Below are 17,317 nucleotides of genomic sequence, written 5' to 3'. Positions count from 1 at the left end.
CTAACCATGCCGCGATACCAGCATCTTCTGTACTTTGCACAACGCGTCTATCATCGCCTGCCGTTGAGCCAGGAGGCGAAGTGGCGCGTCCGCAAGGCCATTTCGCCGGTCATCACGTCGTTGCGCCACGGCACGTCGATTCGTCAGGCGCTGCGGTCTGCCGTTACGCGTGAGGTGTTGCTCGACCACGCGCGTGAGTCGCGCCTGCAACACCTGATGCTCGACCTCGCGCAGCGTGGCGTGAGAAATGTCAGCCATATCATTGCCGTGCCGTTCCTTGGAACGGGAGGCGCGGAGAATGTCGCGCTCAATTTCTCGAAAGCGCTCCGCGAGCTCCATCCCGACCGTCAGATCCTGCTCGTCGTTGCCGATCGCGATCTGGTCGACGAACGCGTTGCGTGGATCGACGGTGTGCATGTGGTCGTCCTGCGCGATTTCACGCGCGACGATTCGTACGCGCTGAAGCAGGCGCTGCTGTACGACATGCTGCTGGCGATCCGGCCTGCCGTATTCCACAACATCAACAGCGAGGTTGCGTGGAACGCGATCATCGCGCAAGGGCGGCAGCTCAAGGAAATCACGCGCCTCTTCGCCAGCATTTTCGCGTTCCAGTTCGCCGAGGACGGCAAGAGCAAGATAGGCTATGCGGCCTATTTCTTGCAACCGGGGTTGCCGGCGCTGACTGCGCTGCTGTCCGACAACCAGCGCTTCGTGACCGATGCACGCGCCGAGTACAGCCTCGGGCAGCAGGGCGACAAGCTGCGCGCCGTGTACAACCCCAGCCGCATGGCGACCGCCGGGTGGAAGGCCCGGGCGCTCGCGCGCATCGCGAGCCGCGGGCAGGATCTGGCGGGGCGTCGACCGGCGTTTCTGTGGGCTGGGCGACTCGACAAGGAAAAGCGCGTCGACCTGCTGCTGGTGCTAGTGCAGGCGTGCCCGCACATCGATTTCTACGTTTACGGCCAGGCCGTCGTGAATGTCAGCGAGCAGCTTCCCGATCTCGCGAACCTGCATCTGATGGGGCCGTTCACGTCCCCGGAAGAGCTGATGCGTGATCGTGCGTACACCGGCTTCATCTTCACGTCGAAATGGGAAGGCATGCCGAACATCCTGCTTGAAATCGGGACGTTGGGCGTACCGATCATCGCGCCGTCGGTCGGCGGCGTGGGCGAGCTGATATCGGATTCGACCGGATATCTGCTGTCGGAGAAGCCGGATGTCGCCGATTATCGCGCGGCGATGGAGTCAGTCATTTCGAATTCGCAGGAAGTCGAAGCGCGCGCACGCGCGCTCGTCGAGCTGATCGACGGGCGACATACGTGGCAGCGGTTCGTCGAGCACGTCAAGGAGTTGGAAGGTTATGGGATCTGACCGGAAGGAATCGGGCACGGACGACTCGCGTGATTTGTCGTTGCCGCTCGTATCGGTGGTAATCCCCTGTTTCAATCAGGCGCAGTATCTGAATGAGTCTATCTCGTCGGTGCTCGACGCATACCGCGGGCCGTTGGAGATCATCGTCGTCGACGACGGCAGCACGGCATCCCGGACCGATATTCACTTGCGCGCGGCGGAAGCGCTGTCGCCCGCAGTACGGGTGATTTCGCAGCAGAACGCGGGGCTTTCGGGCGCGCGCAACACGGGTATTGCCGCTGCGAACGGCGAATTCGTGCAATTGCTGGATGCGGACGACCTCATCGTTCCGCCGAAGCTCGACTTGCAGGTTGCGCATTTCCAGGTGGCGAATGCGCTCGACGTATCGGTGTCCAACTTCCTGTTGTGTGACGATTCCCGCTCGGTCTTTTCGAAGCATGACGAGGCAATCGCACATTCGGCGCTCGTGCTGTCCGATTTTCTGTACAAATGGGAGCGAGGCTTCGCGATCCCGATTCATTGTGCACTGTTCCGCCGCGCCGTGTTGCTGGATGCGCCGTTCGATACATCCGCGCGCGCCAAGGAAGACTGGCTGTTCTGGTGCGTCCTGAGTGCGCGCGGCGCACGTATGGCCTATATCAACGCACACAACGCGATCTACCGGCAGCACGCGCAAAGCATGCGCCGGTCCTATGTGAAGATGGGCAAGAGCTGGCTGCACGCGGCTGCCAAGATCGATGCGATGGTGTCCGCGCGCGAACCGGCGTTTTTCGAGTCTGCGGTCGACTGGTTCGAGAATTTCTATCGGAAGCACCCCGCGTACGCAGAGGAAATCGCGCAGTTGCGCGCCCCGCGTGCAGCCGGAGCGGGCGCTGCCGCGTCGCCGGCCGCTCCCGTCGACCTGCACATGCAGAAGCTCACACGACTGCAGGCGGCCATCGCGAAGATGCCGGCGTCGGCGACGCCGCTCATCAGCGTCGTGATCCCCGCATACAACCATTTCGACTATATCGATGGTTGCCTGCTGTCCGTTATCGAGCAGCAGGACGTCGCATTCGAGATCATTTGTGTCGACGATTGTTCTCCCGATGCGCGTACGACGGCGCTGTTGCGCGCGCTGCAGGGAAGTCACCCGAACGTGCGGATTGTCCTCAACAGCGAGAACAAGGGCATTTCGCGCACGCAGAATGAGGCTGTCGCACAGGCGGCCGGAGAATACATTGCGTTTGTCGATTGTGACGATGCTTTGGCGCACGGCGCGCTGTCCCGTGTCGCGCAGGTCGTGACGCAGGGGCAGCCGTGCGATTACCTGTTCACGGACCGATTCGACATCGACGAAAGTGGCAACGAAATCCGGCGGGCCGACTACGGCGGGTATCCGGCTATTGCGTTCAGGAACGACGAGGGCATCAAGGAAGATCTGCTCGACGGCATGGTCGCGTCGCATCTGAAGGTCATTCGACGCGATGCATATCTGCAGTCAGGTGGTTCGATCGACGCGTATTCCGGGATCCAGGATTGGGAACTGGCGCTGAAGATCGCGGAATTCGGTAGTTTCCATTACCTGCATGAGCCGCTCTATCGGCATCGGATCCATACGCGATCCGTCACGTCGTCGGACAGCGTCGGCCAGTTCAGGAAGACCAATATCGTGCGCCGGCAGTTTGCCACCAGATGGCTCTGTGGCGGGCGCGATCGAACCGGGCCGGCCGTGCAGTTTTCGAGCGACGCGAAATCGATGCCGTCGATAGCTCAACTGAAGGAAGCGTGGCGGCAGGGGCGGCGATGCGAGATGTTCGTCGCGGCGGACGCGCCGCCCCCCGTGCTCAATTTCCTGCGGGAATTCAATTCGTATTTCGACCGCATCACGTGGACGAGTGCCGAAACCTACGCAGGCTTGCTCGGATATGTGCAGCCCGGTGTAATGGTCGCTCACGGACAGGAGCGGCCTGACTGACCGCAGCGGTACGCCGCGGCGCATGCCGCGGCGTGCGCCTCGTCCGGCTCAGGCCGGACGTTTCACCATCGGTGCGGCTGGGTTGCCGACGACGGTCACGCCCGGTGGTACGTCCTTGGTCACGACGGCCCCCATACCGATCACCGCACCCTTGCCGATCGTCAAAGGTTTGTCGGGCGTGCCCTGCTTCAGCACCGCGCCTGTGCCAATATACGCATCGTCTTCGATCACGATCCGGCCGTTGCAGGCGACGCGCGGAGCGAAAGTCACAAAATCACCGATCACGCAGTCGTGAGCGACGTAGCTGTAGATGTTGCACTGGAAATGGCGGCCGATCCTGATATCCGATGTGCACATCGAGAAATCGCAGAACACCGCGCCCTCGCCGATCTCGACGTTGTCGAGCGACATATGCGAACCGGCAGTCAGCGAGCCGAACGCGAGGCCTTCGCTTTCGCAGCGCTGGACCAGCGTGCGGCGGGCCGCGGACGAACCGAGCGACACGACGACCGCGCGGTCGCGATGCGCCGGCGTGATGAGGGCATCGAAGGAAATGACTTCGACGCCGTTCTGGACGGTGCCGATTTCCGACGGCGTGTCGGAGACGAAGACGATTCCGGATGCCGAACCAGCACCGGTCCGGGCTTGATGTTGTCGTGCCAGCGGCAGGATCTCGCGCCCGAACCCGCCGCACCCGAAAATAGCGATTCGCTCCATCATTCACTCCGGTCTGAATGGGGGGCAGTCTAACGGTAGCGATACCTGGCGGGCAACCTCATTATGCGGGGTGCGCGCGTCCGGTTTGCACGGTATGGCGGCGGGACGGAGCGGCGATCACTTTCCCGTGAACGGCCGCATGATTGCCCGCAGCAGCGGGCCGAGTACTGGAATCCGGTGAAGGCGCAGATACGCGCGATAGATGATGAAAATCCGTGCGCGCTGAAACGCGACCCACTGGTTCGCGTACTGCCGCAGTTCGACCGACTCGTTCCTGAGGATATCGGCTTCGCGCGCATGAACGAGCAGCTTTGCGCGCGCGTCGGCGAGTTCCCGTCTCAGTCGACGCAGTTCTTCCTGGTTTTCCGCGGACGAAGCGGCTTGATTGGCGGGCACCTGGGCAGGCTGACGGGATTCTTGATGGGAGGCATTCATACCGAATATCCGCTGAATGTTCGCGACGTATTGTGCGTCGCCGTGCTTGTCGTGAACGTAGTCGGAAGCGCGCTTCGACAGCGCTCCGAGCAGATCGGGTTGTGCGTACAAGCGCTCGATGGCCTCTCGATACGTGTCGACGGCTTCGTCGATGTCGTTGGATGCCTCGATGAGCATGCCGGTCTGACCGTCGAGCACGGCTTCGCCGATGCCGCCGATGTTCGGTGCGATGACCGGGAGTCCCGAGCCCATGGCTTCGAGAATCACGTTCGGCAATCCGTCGAACCACGACGTATAGACGAGGGCGTCGTACTCGTGCAGGGGAAGATCCGCGAATGCTGAAAACGGCCCTTTGTAATTTGCACCGGACAGGTCGATTTCGAAACCTGGCGTGATGCCGCCATACAGGTCGAGCGTGATGCCGGTGTCGCTCTGCGCGAAGTACTTCGACAGCGCGACGGCCAGTTGCGGCCGCTTCTGGCCGTCCAGCCGCGACGCCCACAGCAGGCGTCGTCGCGGCGTCGCATGAATCGTCGGCTCCTTGATGCCGTGCAGCAGCGCGGGAAGATTGATCCAGCGGGATGCGCTGGCACCGAAGATGAACTTGTCGTCGACGACCGTCTGTTCATTGTCGGTGACGATCCGTGTGATGTGCTGGATGTTGTTCGTCAGAAACTCGACCGCGCCGCCCGAAATGATCGAGACGTCGTCTTCGTAGACGCGCGTGTCGCAGAAACGGTAGTACGTGACATCACGTCCGCTGAATTGCGCGAAATGGCGGCTCAGCATGCGATGCGAAAACACGCATGCGCGAATGTGCAGCCGGGCGTCGGGCGCCGCTGCGCGAATCAGGCGTGCGGTGATGCGGTCGCGTTGACGATCGTCGAGATCCTTGCCGAGCAGCGCGACGTCGACGAAGATCGCAGCGTCGGGCAGCCGCGACAGCCACGCATGCTTTTCCATTGGTTCGCCGGATAGCACGAGGATGCGTTTAGACGCACCGCTTGCCAGCAGGCCGTTCATCACGTCGAGAACGTAGCGCTCCGCGCCGCCGGCGGGCAGGAACGGAATCAGGAACACGTCCGTGATCGGTCCGGCGTCGCGAATGGCTTCGCACATTTCGTAGTAGACAGCGGAGGGCTCGGGCGTCGACCACATCGCGCTCGTCTGGCTGCCGTGCCGCAGCGATAGAGTATCGACGGCAGGATCGATCCGGTTGGCGGCTTCGGTCATATCCGACAGCATCCGGCTGCCGAGGAACTTCTGCTTGACGTCGTACCACGGCGGCAACGCACGTTCGCCGGCGCGATAGGCACGATAGTCGTCGGCAAACACACGAAGGTAGACGTCCGGGTCGAACAGGTCGGTGTCCGGCGTTTCGAGTTCGACGCTCTGATTGCGCGCGGCCGCCATGATGCTTTGCTGCCGCTGACGGTAGTACAGAACCGTATCGGGGATGTAGTGCGCCTTCATCCCGAGCGCGATCGCACATGAATTGAAGTGCCAGTCTTCGAACGCGTGGCCGCGTTGCGTGTCGCAGTGAACGTACTTGAGACGATCGAATGTCGAGCGATGGAAGAATACGCGCGACACGTACGGATGGATGTCAGCAAGCAGGAACGGCATCAGGTCTGCTTCGCCGTACTCGGTAATGAAGTACATCGAACCGAATGCGATCAGGTACTGCGGGAACAGCAGTGCGTCATTGCCGTACCGCTTGGCAGCTGCCAGCGCTTCGACGAAGAAATTGAACGACACGAGATCGTCCGCATCGGCCGTGGCGAAATATTCGCCTCGTGCAATTGCACAACCGGAGTTTCGGCTCAAGCCCAGAGACCGGTTCGATACCTCGATCGTCTGGACTCCATCAAAACTGGAGAAGTCCGCCGACGCGATGACGGAACGGGTTGCTTCGTTCGGGTTGTCGAGGACGACGACAATTTCCAGGGTGATACCGCGGGCTCTTGCGAAGTCTGCCGCTTCAGTCAGGGACCGCAACGTCCGGTTGATGATGCCGCCCTCATTGTGGGCGTTGAGAATCACCGAAATATCAAACATAGGGTGCAACTGGCCGGATGCGTATCGAGGTCACGCATTATATACAGAAGCATTTGGCGTTTCGGCGCCCGTCGGGGCGGCGGGCAGCGCACGCGATGGCTGCCCGCACCGTGCAGACGAGCCCCTACCTTGTCCCCCTTTTTCCCGTCATGGCCCTGTGGTGCGCGCCGCCACGTCATAATTGCTACAAATGGCAATCTCGGTTGCACGGGCTGGCCTGCCTGCGCACACTAGTAACGCGCCTTACGCGCCAAATGTAAACAATAGTCAGCTCGTGACTTCTCATCCGCAAGCATCCACTCGCTCACCGCACCCCGTCGACGAAATACTGTCGATTTCCATCGTGACGTACCGTCCGGACGAGGTACTTCTCGCTCGTACGTTCTCCAGCCTCCGTGCGGCGTGCGCGCGTCTCCGGCCCGTGCGCGGCGGCGGTGTCATCAGCGTTTGCCTTGTCGACAACGGCGGCTTGCCTGACTTGGCAGCCGACCGTGCCGCATTCGAGCAGGCTGGCATCTCTTGCAGCGTGCTGTCCGGTCACGGCAACGTTGGCTACGGACGTGGGCACAACCTTGCGATCGAAGCAGCACGCAGCCGCTATCACCTGATCCTGAATCCCGATATCGACCTCGAGCCGGATGCACTCGTGCACGCGCTCGACTTTCTCGACGCACATCCTGAAGCAGGTTTGCTGTCGCCTCGCATCGGTGACGAATCGGGCCGGATCCAGTATCTGTGCCGCCGCTATCCGGCGCTGGTGGATCTTCTGGTCAGGGGATTCCTGCCCGCAGCCTTGCGGCCGCCGTTCGAGCGCCGGCTGGCAAGTTACGAGATGCGCGACCGTATCAACGAAACCGACGTCGTGTGGGATCCGCCTATCGTCAGCGGCTGTTTCATGCTGTTCCGCACCGAAGTGCTCGCGCGTCTGCGGGGCTTCGATCCACGCTATTTCCTCTACTTCGAGGACTACGACCTCAGCTTGCGGACCGGCGAGTGCGCACGCACGGTCTACTTGCCGCTGGCGCGCGTGACTCATCACGGCGGCGGCGCATCCCGCAAGGGTGCCGCGCACATCCGCATGTTCGCGGCGTCGGCGTTCAAGTTCTATAACCGCTTCGGCTGGAGGCTGTGGTGACCCGCCTCGTCGTGACAGGTGCAAACGGCTTCGTCGGCCGCGCGGTCTGCCGGCTGGCACTCGCGGCAGGACATACGGTCACGGCGCTGGTACGCCGTCCCGGCGGGTGCGTCGACGGCGTTCGCGAGTGGGTGCATGACGCGCCGGATTTCGCCGGGCTCGCACACGCGTGGCCCGATGATCTGGAGGCCGATTGCGTGATCCACCTAGCCGCGCGAGTCCACGTGATGCGCGACGAGTCTCCCGATCCGGACGCCGCGTTCGAGGCGACCAACGTTGCAGGGACGCTGCGCGTTGCCGAAGCGGCGCACGGGCACGGCGCGCGACGCTTCGTGTTTGCCAGCAGTATCAAGGCGATCGGTGAGGGCGATCGCGGCGTGCCGCTCGCGGAGGACGTCGCACCCGCGCCGCAGGATCCATACGGGCGTTCGAAACTGCGTGCGGAGCAGGCACTTGCGCAATTCGGGCGGCAGGTGGGTATCGATGTGGTCACCGTCCGTCCGCCGCTGGTATACGGTCCCGGCGTGCGGGCCAACTTCCTGCGAATGATGGACGCCGTCGCGCGAGGATTGCCGCTGCCGCTCGGCGCGATCGAGGCGCGCCGCAGCCTCGTCTATGTCGACAATCTCGCTGACGCGCTGCTGCGGTGCGCAACCGATCCACGGGCAGCGGGCGAGTGCTTTCATGTCGCCGACGACGACGCGCCGTCGGTGGCGGGGTTGCTGAGGCTGGTCGGCGACGCGCTTGGCAGGCCGGCACGGCTGTTCCCGGTACCGGCCGCAATGCTGCGCGCGCTCGGCAAGCTGACAGGCCGCGGTGCCGCCGTCGACCGCCTGACGGGCAGCCTGCAGCTCGACGCCGGCCGCATGAAGCGCATGCTCGACTGGCGACCGCCCTATACGACGAGACAGGGCCTCGAGGCGACCGCCGCGTGGTATCGTTCGCGCGACAAACAGAAATAGACAATATGCATCCCGCGATTACCACGTGGCTCACGGTGACCGGCGTAGCCATAGCCGCTGCCTTCGCCTCGACCCTTATCCTGCGGACGCTGCTCGCGACGGGGCTGGCCTGGCGCCTCGCGACCGATATTCCGAACGACCGTTCGCTGCATACACTGCCGACGCCGCGTGTCGGCGGCTGGGGCATCGTGCCGGTATCCGTGATCGCGATGCTGTGGCTCGCGCCGTCGATGTGGCTGATCGCTGTTGCCGCTGCGGGCCTCGCCGCGCTGTCGCAGCTCGACGATCGGCGCGGGCTGCCGGCGCGGATCCGGTTCGCGGCACACCTTGCCGCGGTCGTCGCGCTGATCGCCGTCTATCCGGCCGCCGCGCCGTGGTGGCTTCTCGTCGGCATCGGCTTCGGAATGGTTTGGCTGACCAACCTGTACAACTTCATGGACGGCGCGGACGGCCTTGCCGGCGGCATGGCGCTGTTCGGCTTCGGCGCGTATGCGGTCGCCGCACTGGCGGGCGCGCAGCCGGAGCCGGATCTCGTGGCGGGCGGCGCGGCGATCGCAGGTGCCGCGTTCGGCTTCCTGTTGCTGAATTTCCATCCAGCGAAGCTGTTTCTCGGTGACGCGGGCTCGATTCCGCTCGGGTTCATGGCGGGCGCGCTCGGCTACTGGGGCTGGCGAGGCGGGGTTTGGCCGATCTGGTTTCCGGCGATGGTGTTCTCGCCCTTTATTGCGGATGCATCTGTAACACTTGCGAGACGTTTGTTACGCGGCGAAAAGTTCTGGCAGGCGCACCGGGAGCATTATTATCAGCGCATGGTGCGCTCCGGCACCGGCCATCGTCGCACTGCCATCTACTGGTACCTCGTGATGCTCGCGGGCATAATTGTAGCCCTGTGGGCGTTGGGCCGTCCCACACTGCAGCAGTGGGGGCTGTTTGTCGCCTGGTATGGCGTTCTTGCGTGCATCGGTTGCGTGATCGACGCGCGCTGGCGCCGTGTCGGCATGGCCACCGAAAACAAATCTTGAGGTCTCCCGCCGATGTTGCGATCCAAAGCATCTTGGCTGTCATTGAGTGCTTTCCTGTTCGACCTGCTGGCGGTGCTTGCAGCGTGGTTGTTCGCCTATCTCGTCCGCTTCAACGGTAGTGTCCCGACCGATTTCCTGAGCGGCGCGGTGATGGCGCTGACGTGGGTGCTGCCCGTGTACGCGCTGATGTTCCACGTGTTCGGCCTCTATCGCGGGTTGTGGGTGTTCGCGAGCCTGCCAGACCTGATGCGTATCGCGAAGGCAGTTGGCGGCGGTGGCGTGATCGTGATGATCGGCGCCGTGATGTTCCAGCCGGTGCCGATCATTCCACGCTCGGTGCTGCTCGTGTCGCCGCTGATGCTGTTCCTTGCGATGGGAGGCGCACGCGCGCTGTATCGCGCGACGAAGGAGTATTACCTGTACGGCGGGCTCGTCGGCAAGGGCAAGCCGGTGCTGGTGCTCGGCGCGGGCACGGCCGGCGCGAGCCTCGCGCGCGAATTGTCGCGTTCTGGAGAGTGGCGCCTCGTCGGCCTGCTTGACGACGACGTCAAGAAGCAGGGCCGCGAAATCTACGGCTACAAGGTGTTGGGCTCCTTCAACGATCTCAAGCACTGGACCGACGCACTGAAGGTCGAATACGCGATCATCGCGATTCCGTCAGCGTCGGTCGAGACGCAGCGCCGCGTCGCGACGCTGTGCGTGCGGGCCGGTGTGAAGGCGATGGTGCTGCCGTCGCTGACCGCGCTGATGCCGGGGCAGGGCTTCCTGTCGCAGGTGAGGAACATCGATCTCGAGGATTTGCTCGGCCGCGATGCTGTAACGATCGACACGCCGCACGTCGAGGCGCTGCTGCGCGGCCGCGTCGTGATGGTGACGGGCGCGGGCGGGTCGATCGGCTCCGAGCTGTGCCGGCAGATCCTGCGCTTCGCGCCGGCGCAGCTCGTCGCGTTCGACCTGTCCGAGTACGCGATGTACCGGCTGACCGAGGAACTGCGCGAGCGCTTCCCGGACCTCCCGGTCGTGCCGATCATCGGCGATGCAAAGGATTCGCTGCTGCTCGACCAGGTGATGTCGCGTCATGCGCCGCACATCGTGTTCCACGCAGCCGCCTACAAGCACGTGCCGCTGATGGAGGAGCACAACGCGTGGCAGGCGCTGCGCAACAATGTGCTCGGCACCTATCGCGTGGCCCGCGCGGCGATTCGCCACGATGTGCGTCACTTCGTGCTGATCTCGACCGACAAGGCCGTCAATCCGACCAACGTGATGGGCGCGAGCAAGCGCCTCGCCGAAATGACCTGCCAGGCGCTGCAGCAGACGAGCGGGCGCACGCAGTTCGAGACGGTGCGTTTCGGTAATGTGCTCGGCAGCGCGGGCAGCGTGATCCCGAAGTTCCAGCAGCAGATCGCGAAGGGCGGCCCGGTCACGGTCACGCACCCGGAGATCACGCGTTTCTTCATGACGATCCCGGAAGCGTCGCAGCTCGTGCTGCAGGCGTCGAGCATGGGGCATGGCGGCGAGATCTTCATTCTAGACATGGGCGAGCCGGTGAAGATCGTCGATCTCGCATGCGACCTGATCCGCCTGTACGGCTTCTCGGAAGAGCAGATCCGGATCGAATTCACCGGGCTGCGGCCCGGCGAGAAGCTCTACGAGGAGTTGCTCGCGGACGACGAAGCGACGACGCGCACGCCGCATCCGAAGCTGCGGATCGCGCGGGCGCGCGAAGTGCCGGACAATTTCCTCGACGAACTGCTGCCGTGGCTGATGCAGCATCGTGTCCTGCCCGACGACGAAGTGCGGCGCGACTTGCGGCGCTGGGTGCCCGAGTACCAAACGGCTGCCGTTCCGGCGCTGAAGAGCGTACGGGTCGCGTCGAACCGCTGAACGCCGAGGACCGTGCGGTCGGGCCACGCAGCGACCAGCCGGCCGGTCAAAAAGAAAAGCGCCCCGCAGGGCGCTTTTTTCATGCCGGGCCGAGAACGGTTCAGCGACCGGGCCGGTGTTTGCGCACCACCATCCATCGCGGCGCGCGGAACCGCACGATGCTGATGTACAGCCACACATAAGTCAGCGCGAACAGCACGACGAACACGAACAGGTGCACCGTATGCCGCCAGAACAGCGTCGCGGGTATCACCGCGACGAGGCACAGCAGCCACAGGTACGGCGACGTCAGTGAATTGCGGCGCGTCAGGTCGTGCGCGTGCTTCGTGCCGACGGCCCAGCGCATCAGCCGCTTGTACACGAGCATATGCAGGTGCACGCCGTCCGGAATGCCGGGCGACATCCCGCGGATGAATTTCTTCCGGTAGATCGAGAAGCAGGTCTCGAAGATCGGGTACATGAACAGCAGCACCGGGTACCACGCGGACACCTCGCGGTTGCGCATCACGAGCATGATCGCGAGCTCCGCGAGCATGAAGCCGATGAAATACGCGCCGCCGTCGCCGAGGAAGATCAGCCCGGCCGGGAAATTCCACAGGAAGAAGCCGAGCACGGCGCCCATCATGATGATCGAAGCGGACATTACGACCGGATCGTTCACATGAAACGCGACATACGCGAGCGACGCGAACATCATGAAGCTGACCATCGATGCGAGCCCGTTGAACCCGTCGATGATGTTGATCGCATTGGCAAGCGCCGCGACCGCAAGCACCGTGATGAACGCCGAGATGGCCACGTAGCCGAGCAGGAAATCGAGCGGCGGCACGCTGATGCGCTTGACCGCGATGCCCAGCAGCCAGAATGCCAGCGCGGCCGCGCCCATCGTGCAGAGCAGCCGCGCGCGCGGCGACACCCGCTTGGTCAGGTCCTCGACGAGGCCGGACAGGAAGGCCGGCAGCCCGCACGCAGCGATCCCGAGAATGCTGCCGGAGATCGTCGGATAGCGCCGGGACAGCACCAGCGCCGCAACGACGACGCCCGCGAGGATCCCGATGCCCCCGACCCGCGGCACGGGCCGCACGTGGAATTTCTGCACGCCGGCCAGGTCGCTGTCGATCGAGAATTTCTCGTGTAGGTGCGCGTAGCGCACGATGAACAGCGTGACGAGCAGGGAGACGATGAAGCCGGACGCGAAGCTGAGCATGGGATCGCTCGAAAAATGGACAGCGGATTATACAAAACCGCGCGGGTTACCCTCCTGCCATCGCCAGTGGTCGGCACACATTTCTTCGATGCCGAGCGTTGCGCGCCAGCCAATGATGTCGGCCGCGGCCTGCGGGTTCGCGTAGCACTCGCCGATGTCGCCCGGGCGGCGCGCGACGAGCTCGTACGGCACCGGGCGGCCCGATGCCTTCTCGAACGCACGCACGACTTCCAGCACGCTGTAGCCCTGGCCCGTGCCGAGGTTCACGACGAAGCTCGCGTCGCGCTTCGCGAGCGCGTCGAGTGCGGCGATGTGCCCCTTCGCGAGATCGACGACGTGGATGTAGTCGCGCACGCCGGTGCCGTCCGGCGTCGGGTAGTCGGAGCCGAACACGCGCAGCTTTTCCAGCTTGCCGACCGCAACCTGCGCGACATACGGCATCAGGTTGTTCGGGATGCCGGCCGGATCCTCGCCGATCAGCCCGCTCGCGTGCGCGCCGACCGGGTTGAAGTAGCGCAGCGTCGCGATTCGCCACGTCGGGTCCGAGACTTCGAGATCGCGCAGGATCTGCTCGGCGATCAGCTTCGACTGGCCATACGGGTTCGTCGCGGACAGCGGGAACGATTCGTCGATCGGCGAGCGCTCGGGCACGCCGTATACGGTCGCGGACGAGCTGAACACGAACTGCCGGACCTTGCGCTCGCGCATCACCTTGAGCACGGCAAGCAGGCCGCCGATGTTGTTCTGATAGTACTCGAGCGGCTTCTCCACCGATTCGCCGACGGCCTTGAGTGCCGCGAAATGGATCGTGCCGGTGATCGGGTGCGCGTCGAACACCTTTGCAAGCGCGGCTTCGTCGCACACGTCGACCTGATGGAACGCGGGCGTCTTGCCCGTGATCTGCGTGATGCGCCGCACGGATTCGGCGTTGCTGTTGACGAGGTTGTCGACGATCACGACGTCGTAGCCGTTGCCGAGCAACTCGACGGTCGTGTGCGAGCCGATATAGCCCGCTCCGCCCGTGACGAGGATGGTGCCTTTAGCGGTCATTGCTGATGCGCTCCTTCAGAGGGTGATACCGGTTAACGAATGGATAGTACGCCGGTAGCGTTCGACGACCTGTCGTTCGTCGAATTCCGCCGTGACTTTTTGCCGGCCGCGTGCGCCCATCGCGTCGCGTCCGGCCGTTCCGAGTTCGATCATGCGGAGCAACTGCTCCGCGAGGCTCGCGCTGTCGCGCACGCGGCACAGGAAGCCGGTGTCGCCGTCGGCGACGACGTCGCGGCAGCCCGGCACGTCGGTCGCGACGATCGGGCGGCCCATCGCCGACGCTTCCATCAGCGTGCGCGGCACGCCTTCGCGGTAGGACGGCAGCACGACGCAGTCGGCCGCCGCGATGTGCGGGCGCACGTCGTGCGCCTCGCCGAGATAGTCGACCACGCCTTCGCCGACCCACGCGTCGACGTCCGCGCGGCCGATCGCGCTTGGATTGTCGACGCCGAGCGGCCCGAGCAGCTGGAAGCGCGCGTTCGGGAAGCGCGCGCGCACGATGCGCGCGGCCTCCACGTATTCGCGCACGCCCTTGTCCCACAGCAGCCGGCCGATCAGGATGAAGACGGGTGCGTCGCCGGCCGGTAGCGGCGCCGGCGCGAACTGTTCGAGATCGACGCCTTCGCCGTGCAGCAGCCGCGCGCGATCGGGATGCGCGAGCAACCGTTCGTCGGTGAAGGTCGCGAGATCGTCGCGGTTCAGGAACCACACTTCACGCGGGAAGCGGAACGCGAACCGGTACAGGCGCTTCGCGACGCTTGCCGCGCGGCTCTTCTGGATGAAGACGTAGCCGAGCCCGGTCGTCACCGCGATCGACGGCACGCGCGCGAGCCACGCGGCGACCGAGCCGTAGATGTTCGGCTTGATCGTGTAATGGAACACGAGATCGGGTTTCAGCGCACGGTAGTGACGCACCAGCGCGGCGAGCGTGCCGAGATCCTCGCGCGGGCTCGTGCCTTTCGAGGCAACCGCGAGTGCCACGTAGCGGCAGCCCATCTGCTCGAGCAAGGGCACCGTGCGGTCGTGCGGTGCGATGACGATGACCTCGGCGCCGCGCGCGACGAGCGCACGAATCAGCCCGTGGCGATACGTGTAGATCGCCCAGGCCGTGTTGCAGACGAGCGCGATGCGCAGCGGGGAGGTGGCGGACATGAAAAAAAGAATAAATAAAGCGTCGAAATTGCCGAAAGGGCCGGATGCGCGTCAGGCGGACGGCCGCCCGGCGAACAGCGTCTGCTTGATCCGCTGCAACGTCCGGTATGGCGTCACGAAATGCAGCAGGTTCTTGGCGAGGCCGGCCCAGTCGTACGGGTTCAGCGCGTTGAAGTGGCTCAACAGCAGCGTGAGCGTCGACACCAGCTGGCGCCGGCGCTTGGTCGCACTGATCCCGCCCTCGTTCAGTTCGTAATAGAGACCGAGTTCCGGCAGGTTCGCGCAATCGTAGCGTTGCATTAACCGTAAAAAAAGATCGAGATCCTCGGCCGCACGGTATTTCGCCCGATAGTTCCCCACTTCACGCACGGCGTCGATGCGCAGCATCACCGATGGATGCACGAGCGGCGAGCGCAGGAAGCGCGTGCGGCGCAGCGTGCGCGGATCGGCGTGCGGGGTCAGCATGAAGCGCGGCTCGCCGGCGCGGGACACGACTTGCGTCCACATGCCGACGCAGGCCACGCGCGGGTGGGCGTCGAGATACGCGCGCTCCTTCGCGAGGCGCTGCGGCGCGGCGAGATCACCCGCGTCGATGCGCGCCGCATAGCGAAAGCCGCGCGCGGCGAGCGCGTCGATGCCGGCCGCGAGCGCACGCTCGATGCCGCCGTTCTGCGGCATGCGCAGCACGTCGATCGTGAGGCCGGGCAGGTCGGGCGCGACGATCGGCGGCGTGCTGCCGTCATCGACGATTAGCACGTGCACGGGCGTGTCCTCGCGAAACGACGCGAGGGTCCGAACGACGTCGTCGTGCCCGTTGTAGGCCGGCATCAGCACGGCCACGTCGTCGAGCGGGGTCGGGCAATCAGGGGACGTCATGGTCGCAGCTTGAAACGGATGTAATAAAAATTGACGGCGGCGGCGGCCAGGTAGCCGGCCGCCAGCCCGACGAGCGCGCCGTACAGGCCGAGCCGCGGGATCGCGAACAGGTTGACGAGCGCCGCGATCGCGAGTGCGAGCAGCCATTTCGACAGCAACACGAATTTTGCTTGATATTTGAGAACGATAAGATTGCTTATCGCCTCGATGCCGGCGGGCACCGACAGCCAGACCGCCCAGCGGAAGATGTCGACCGACGCCTCGTAGCCGTGGCCGAACACCTTGCCGACGATCAGCGGGGCGGCGGCGTCGAGCACGAGCGCGCCGGCCGTCATCAGGCCGGCCGTCATCGCGATCAGCCGGACGATGTTGCGGCGCAGCCGCGCGACGTCCTGCACGCGGTAGACGAAGGCGGGCGCGATCGTCTGCGCGAGCATCAGCGCGAGCGTGATCCAGTTCTCGTTGAGCTGCTGCGCGGCCGAGTAGCGGCCGAGATCGGCGAACGAGACGTGACGCTCGAGCATCAGGCGGTCGAGCTTCAGGAACAGGTACATGCAGATGAGGCCGAGCCAGAACACGGTCCCGGCCGTCGCAAAGTGCCTGAACAGCGGTTTGTCGAACGTCCAGCCGAGCGCGCCGCCGTTACGATGCCGGTAGTACAGCAGCAGCGCGAAGCCGATGGCGGCCGCTTCGAGCGCCCACAGCCACGCGAAGCGGGCGGGGCCCGCGGCCGCGCGGACCAGCAGCCAGACGAGTAGCGCCTTCACCAGCGCGGTGACCATGCTGGTGACGAGCTGCGGCTTGCTGTAGGTCATGCTCTGCAGCCACGCGTTGATGACGCCGACGAACGGCTCGCGGAACACCATCGTGACCGCGAGGCCCGCGAGCATCGCGCCGACCAGCGGATCGAAGGCGCCCGCGGCGATCGCGATCCATGTCGCGACGAGCGCGGCGACGGAGACGGCGATGCGCAGCGCGAATGCGCTGCCGAGCACCGCGCCGAGCTGGGCGGGCGGGCGCTGGACGATGGTCGGGACGAGGATTTCCGCGCCGCACACCCAGGTGAGCGGCGCCAGTACCAGGAGGAGCGTATTCGCATACTGCCATTTGCCGAACACATCTGGCCCGAAATAACGGGCCAGCAGGCCGCTGATCGCGATCGCGACGCCGATCTGCGTGAGCCGTTCGAGCCCCAGCCAGACGAGATTCGCGACGGCCTTCGCGACATCCGGGTTGCCGAAGCGCTTCAGCATGCGCGGCAGCGGCGCGCGCGCGAGGCGGCCGGCAGGGCGCCCGGGGGCTGCAGGTTGGCGGCGACGGGACGGCTAGGCATTAAAATGGGCGGCATGCGCGTCATCAAAACCCGCGATTATAAGTGGGATCGCGGTCGCTTCCGCCGTTCCGCACCAGCGGTTTCACGCCGTGCCGGGCCAGCCTGTATCATGCGCGGCACCGGCGAGCGGCGGCCAGGCAAGCCAGACAATTTTC

Annotated in this window: 14 protein-coding genes; 6 read left to right on the top strand and 8 right to left on the bottom strand. The window is 64.5% G+C overall.

What is annotated here, in order from left to right; all coding sequences use genetic code 11:
- On the bottom strand, window positions 1-417 hold the full coding sequence (locus G3N96_RS39250; RefSeq protein WP_241022729.1) for a hypothetical protein: 417 nt from the start codon (window positions 415-417) through the stop codon (window positions 1-3).
- Here G3N96_RS39250 and G3N96_RS39880 point away from each other — a divergent pair.
- Window positions 412-1,371: a glycosyltransferase family 4 protein gene (locus G3N96_RS39880; RefSeq protein ID WP_260431199.1), complete on the top strand. Its 960-nt coding sequence runs from the start codon at window positions 412-414 to the stop codon at window positions 1,369-1,371. The two genes, G3N96_RS39250 and G3N96_RS39880, sit on opposite strands and share 6 nt — an antisense overlap.
- Window positions 1,361-3,328, top strand: a complete 1,968-nt coding sequence (locus tag G3N96_RS19310) for a glycosyltransferase family 2 protein (protein ID WP_206138155.1) — start codon at window positions 1,361-1,363, stop codon at window positions 3,326-3,328. The genes G3N96_RS39880 and G3N96_RS19310 overlap by 11 nt, the downstream gene beginning before the upstream one ends.
- Window positions 3,329-3,376: 48 nt before the next feature.
- Here G3N96_RS19310 and G3N96_RS19305 read toward each other — a convergent pair whose 3' ends face one another.
- Together G3N96_RS19305 and G3N96_RS19300 are read right to left on the bottom strand one after the other, a co-directional pair.
- Complete coding sequence (locus tag G3N96_RS19305) at window positions 3,377-4,045, bottom strand: acetyltransferase (protein WP_124576643.1); 669 nt, start codon at window positions 4,043-4,045, stop codon at window positions 3,377-3,379.
- Window positions 4,046-4,162: 117 nt separating this feature from the next.
- Window positions 4,163-6,538, bottom strand: coding sequence for a glycosyltransferase (locus G3N96_RS19300; protein ID WP_241022728.1), 2,376 nt, complete (start codon window positions 6,536-6,538; stop codon window positions 4,163-4,165).
- A gap of 190 nt (window positions 6,539-6,728) precedes the next feature.
- Between G3N96_RS19300 and G3N96_RS19295 the strand changes: the two genes are divergently transcribed.
- From G3N96_RS19295 to G3N96_RS19280, 4 genes are read left to right on the top strand one after another with little or no spacing between them, the layout of a single operon-like run.
- Window positions 6,729-7,673, top strand: coding sequence for a glycosyltransferase family 2 protein (locus tag G3N96_RS19295; protein ID WP_124576645.1), 945 nt, complete (start codon window positions 6,729-6,731; stop codon window positions 7,671-7,673).
- Window positions 7,670-8,635: an SDR family oxidoreductase gene (locus G3N96_RS19290; RefSeq protein ID WP_124576646.1), complete on the top strand. Its 966-nt coding sequence runs from the start codon at window positions 7,670-7,672 to the stop codon at window positions 8,633-8,635. Before G3N96_RS19295 ends, G3N96_RS19290 begins: the two co-directional genes overlap by 4 nt.
- A gap of 5 nt (window positions 8,636-8,640) precedes the next feature.
- Entirely contained in the window at window positions 8,641-9,657 is a 1,017-nt protein-coding gene (locus G3N96_RS19285) for a glycosyltransferase family 4 protein (RefSeq protein WP_206138153.1), read from the top strand.
- Window positions 9,658-9,669: 12 nt separating this feature from the next.
- A complete protein-coding gene (locus G3N96_RS19280; RefSeq protein ID WP_206138152.1) occupies window positions 9,670-11,544 on the top strand; it encodes a nucleoside-diphosphate sugar epimerase/dehydratase in 1,875 nt (624 codons plus the stop codon).
- A gap of 100 nt (window positions 11,545-11,644) precedes the next feature.
- On the opposite strand, the gene G3N96_RS19275 is transcribed toward G3N96_RS19280, so the two are convergent.
- From G3N96_RS19275 to G3N96_RS19255, 5 genes are read right to left on the bottom strand one after another with little or no spacing between them, the layout of a single operon-like run.
- Complete coding sequence (locus G3N96_RS19275) at window positions 11,645-12,751, bottom strand: glycosyltransferase (RefSeq protein ID WP_206138151.1); 1,107 nt, start codon at window positions 12,749-12,751, stop codon at window positions 11,645-11,647.
- Window positions 12,752-12,778: 27 nt separating this feature from the next.
- On the bottom strand, window positions 12,779-13,801 hold the full coding sequence (gene galE, locus G3N96_RS19270; protein WP_206138150.1) for a UDP-glucose 4-epimerase GalE: 1,023 nt from the start codon (window positions 13,799-13,801) through the stop codon (window positions 12,779-12,781).
- A gap of 15 nt (window positions 13,802-13,816) precedes the next feature.
- Window positions 13,817-14,953, bottom strand: coding sequence for a glycosyltransferase family 4 protein (locus G3N96_RS19265; RefSeq protein ID WP_206138149.1), 1,137 nt, complete (start codon window positions 14,951-14,953; stop codon window positions 13,817-13,819).
- Window positions 14,954-15,004: 51 nt separating this feature from the next.
- Window positions 15,005-15,829 carry a glycosyltransferase gene (locus G3N96_RS19260; RefSeq protein WP_206138148.1) on the bottom strand — a complete coding sequence of 275 codons (825 nt, stop codon included), beginning with the start codon at window positions 15,827-15,829 and terminating at the stop codon, window positions 15,005-15,007.
- Window positions 15,826-17,082, bottom strand: a complete 1,257-nt coding sequence (locus G3N96_RS19255; RefSeq protein ID WP_206138147.1) for an oligosaccharide flippase family protein — start codon at window positions 17,080-17,082, stop codon at window positions 15,826-15,828. The genes G3N96_RS19260 and G3N96_RS19255 overlap by 4 nt, the downstream gene beginning before the upstream one ends.
- Window positions 17,083-17,317 lie beyond the last annotated feature (235 nt).

It is taken from the genome of Burkholderia sp. Se-20373 (assembly GCF_017104705.1).
In the GTDB taxonomy this organism is placed as follows: Bacteria; Pseudomonadota; Gammaproteobacteria; order Burkholderiales; family Burkholderiaceae; genus Burkholderia.
The sequence above is the reverse complement of the archived record's forward strand: the minus strand, read 5'-3'. Positions and strand labels throughout refer to the sequence as shown.

Excerpts from the sequence above, each read along its gene's own strand:
- G3N96_RS19310 (WP_206138155.1), top strand. The coding sequence starts at position 1,361 with ATGGGATCTGACCGGAAGGAATCGGGCACGGACGACTCGCGTGATTTG.
- G3N96_RS19275 (WP_206138151.1), bottom strand. The coding sequence starts at position 12,751 with ATGCTCAGCTTCGCGTCCGGCTTCATCGTCTCCCTGCTCGTCACGCTG.
- G3N96_RS19300 (WP_241022728.1), bottom strand. The coding sequence starts at position 6,538 with ATGTTTGATATTTCGGTGATTCTCAACGCCCACAATGAGGGCGGCATC.
- galE (WP_206138150.1), bottom strand. The coding sequence starts at position 13,801 with ATGACCGCTAAAGGCACCATCCTCGTCACGGGCGGAGCGGGCTATATC.
- G3N96_RS19280 (WP_206138152.1), top strand. The coding sequence starts at position 9,670 with ATGTTGCGATCCAAAGCATCTTGGCTGTCATTGAGTGCTTTCCTGTTC.
- G3N96_RS19305 (WP_124576643.1), bottom strand. The coding sequence starts at position 4,045 with ATGGAGCGAATCGCTATTTTCGGGTGCGGCGGGTTCGGGCGCGAGATC.
- G3N96_RS39250 (WP_241022729.1), bottom strand. The coding sequence starts at position 417 with ATGCACACCGTCGATCCACGCAACGCGTTCGTCGACCAGATCGCGATC.
- G3N96_RS19285 (WP_206138153.1), top strand. The coding sequence starts at position 8,641 with ATGCATCCCGCGATTACCACGTGGCTCACGGTGACCGGCGTAGCCATA.
- G3N96_RS19265 (WP_206138149.1), bottom strand. The coding sequence starts at position 14,953 with ATGTCCGCCACCTCCCCGCTGCGCATCGCGCTCGTCTGCAACACGGCC.
- G3N96_RS19255 (WP_206138147.1), bottom strand. The coding sequence starts at position 17,082 with ATGCTGAAGCGCTTCGGCAACCCGGATGTCGCGAAGGCCGTCGCGAAT.
- G3N96_RS19295 (WP_124576645.1), top strand. The coding sequence starts at position 6,729 with ATGGCAATCTCGGTTGCACGGGCTGGCCTGCCTGCGCACACTAGTAAC.
- G3N96_RS19260 (WP_206138148.1), bottom strand. The coding sequence starts at position 15,829 with ATGACGTCCCCTGATTGCCCGACCCCGCTCGACGACGTGGCCGTGCTG.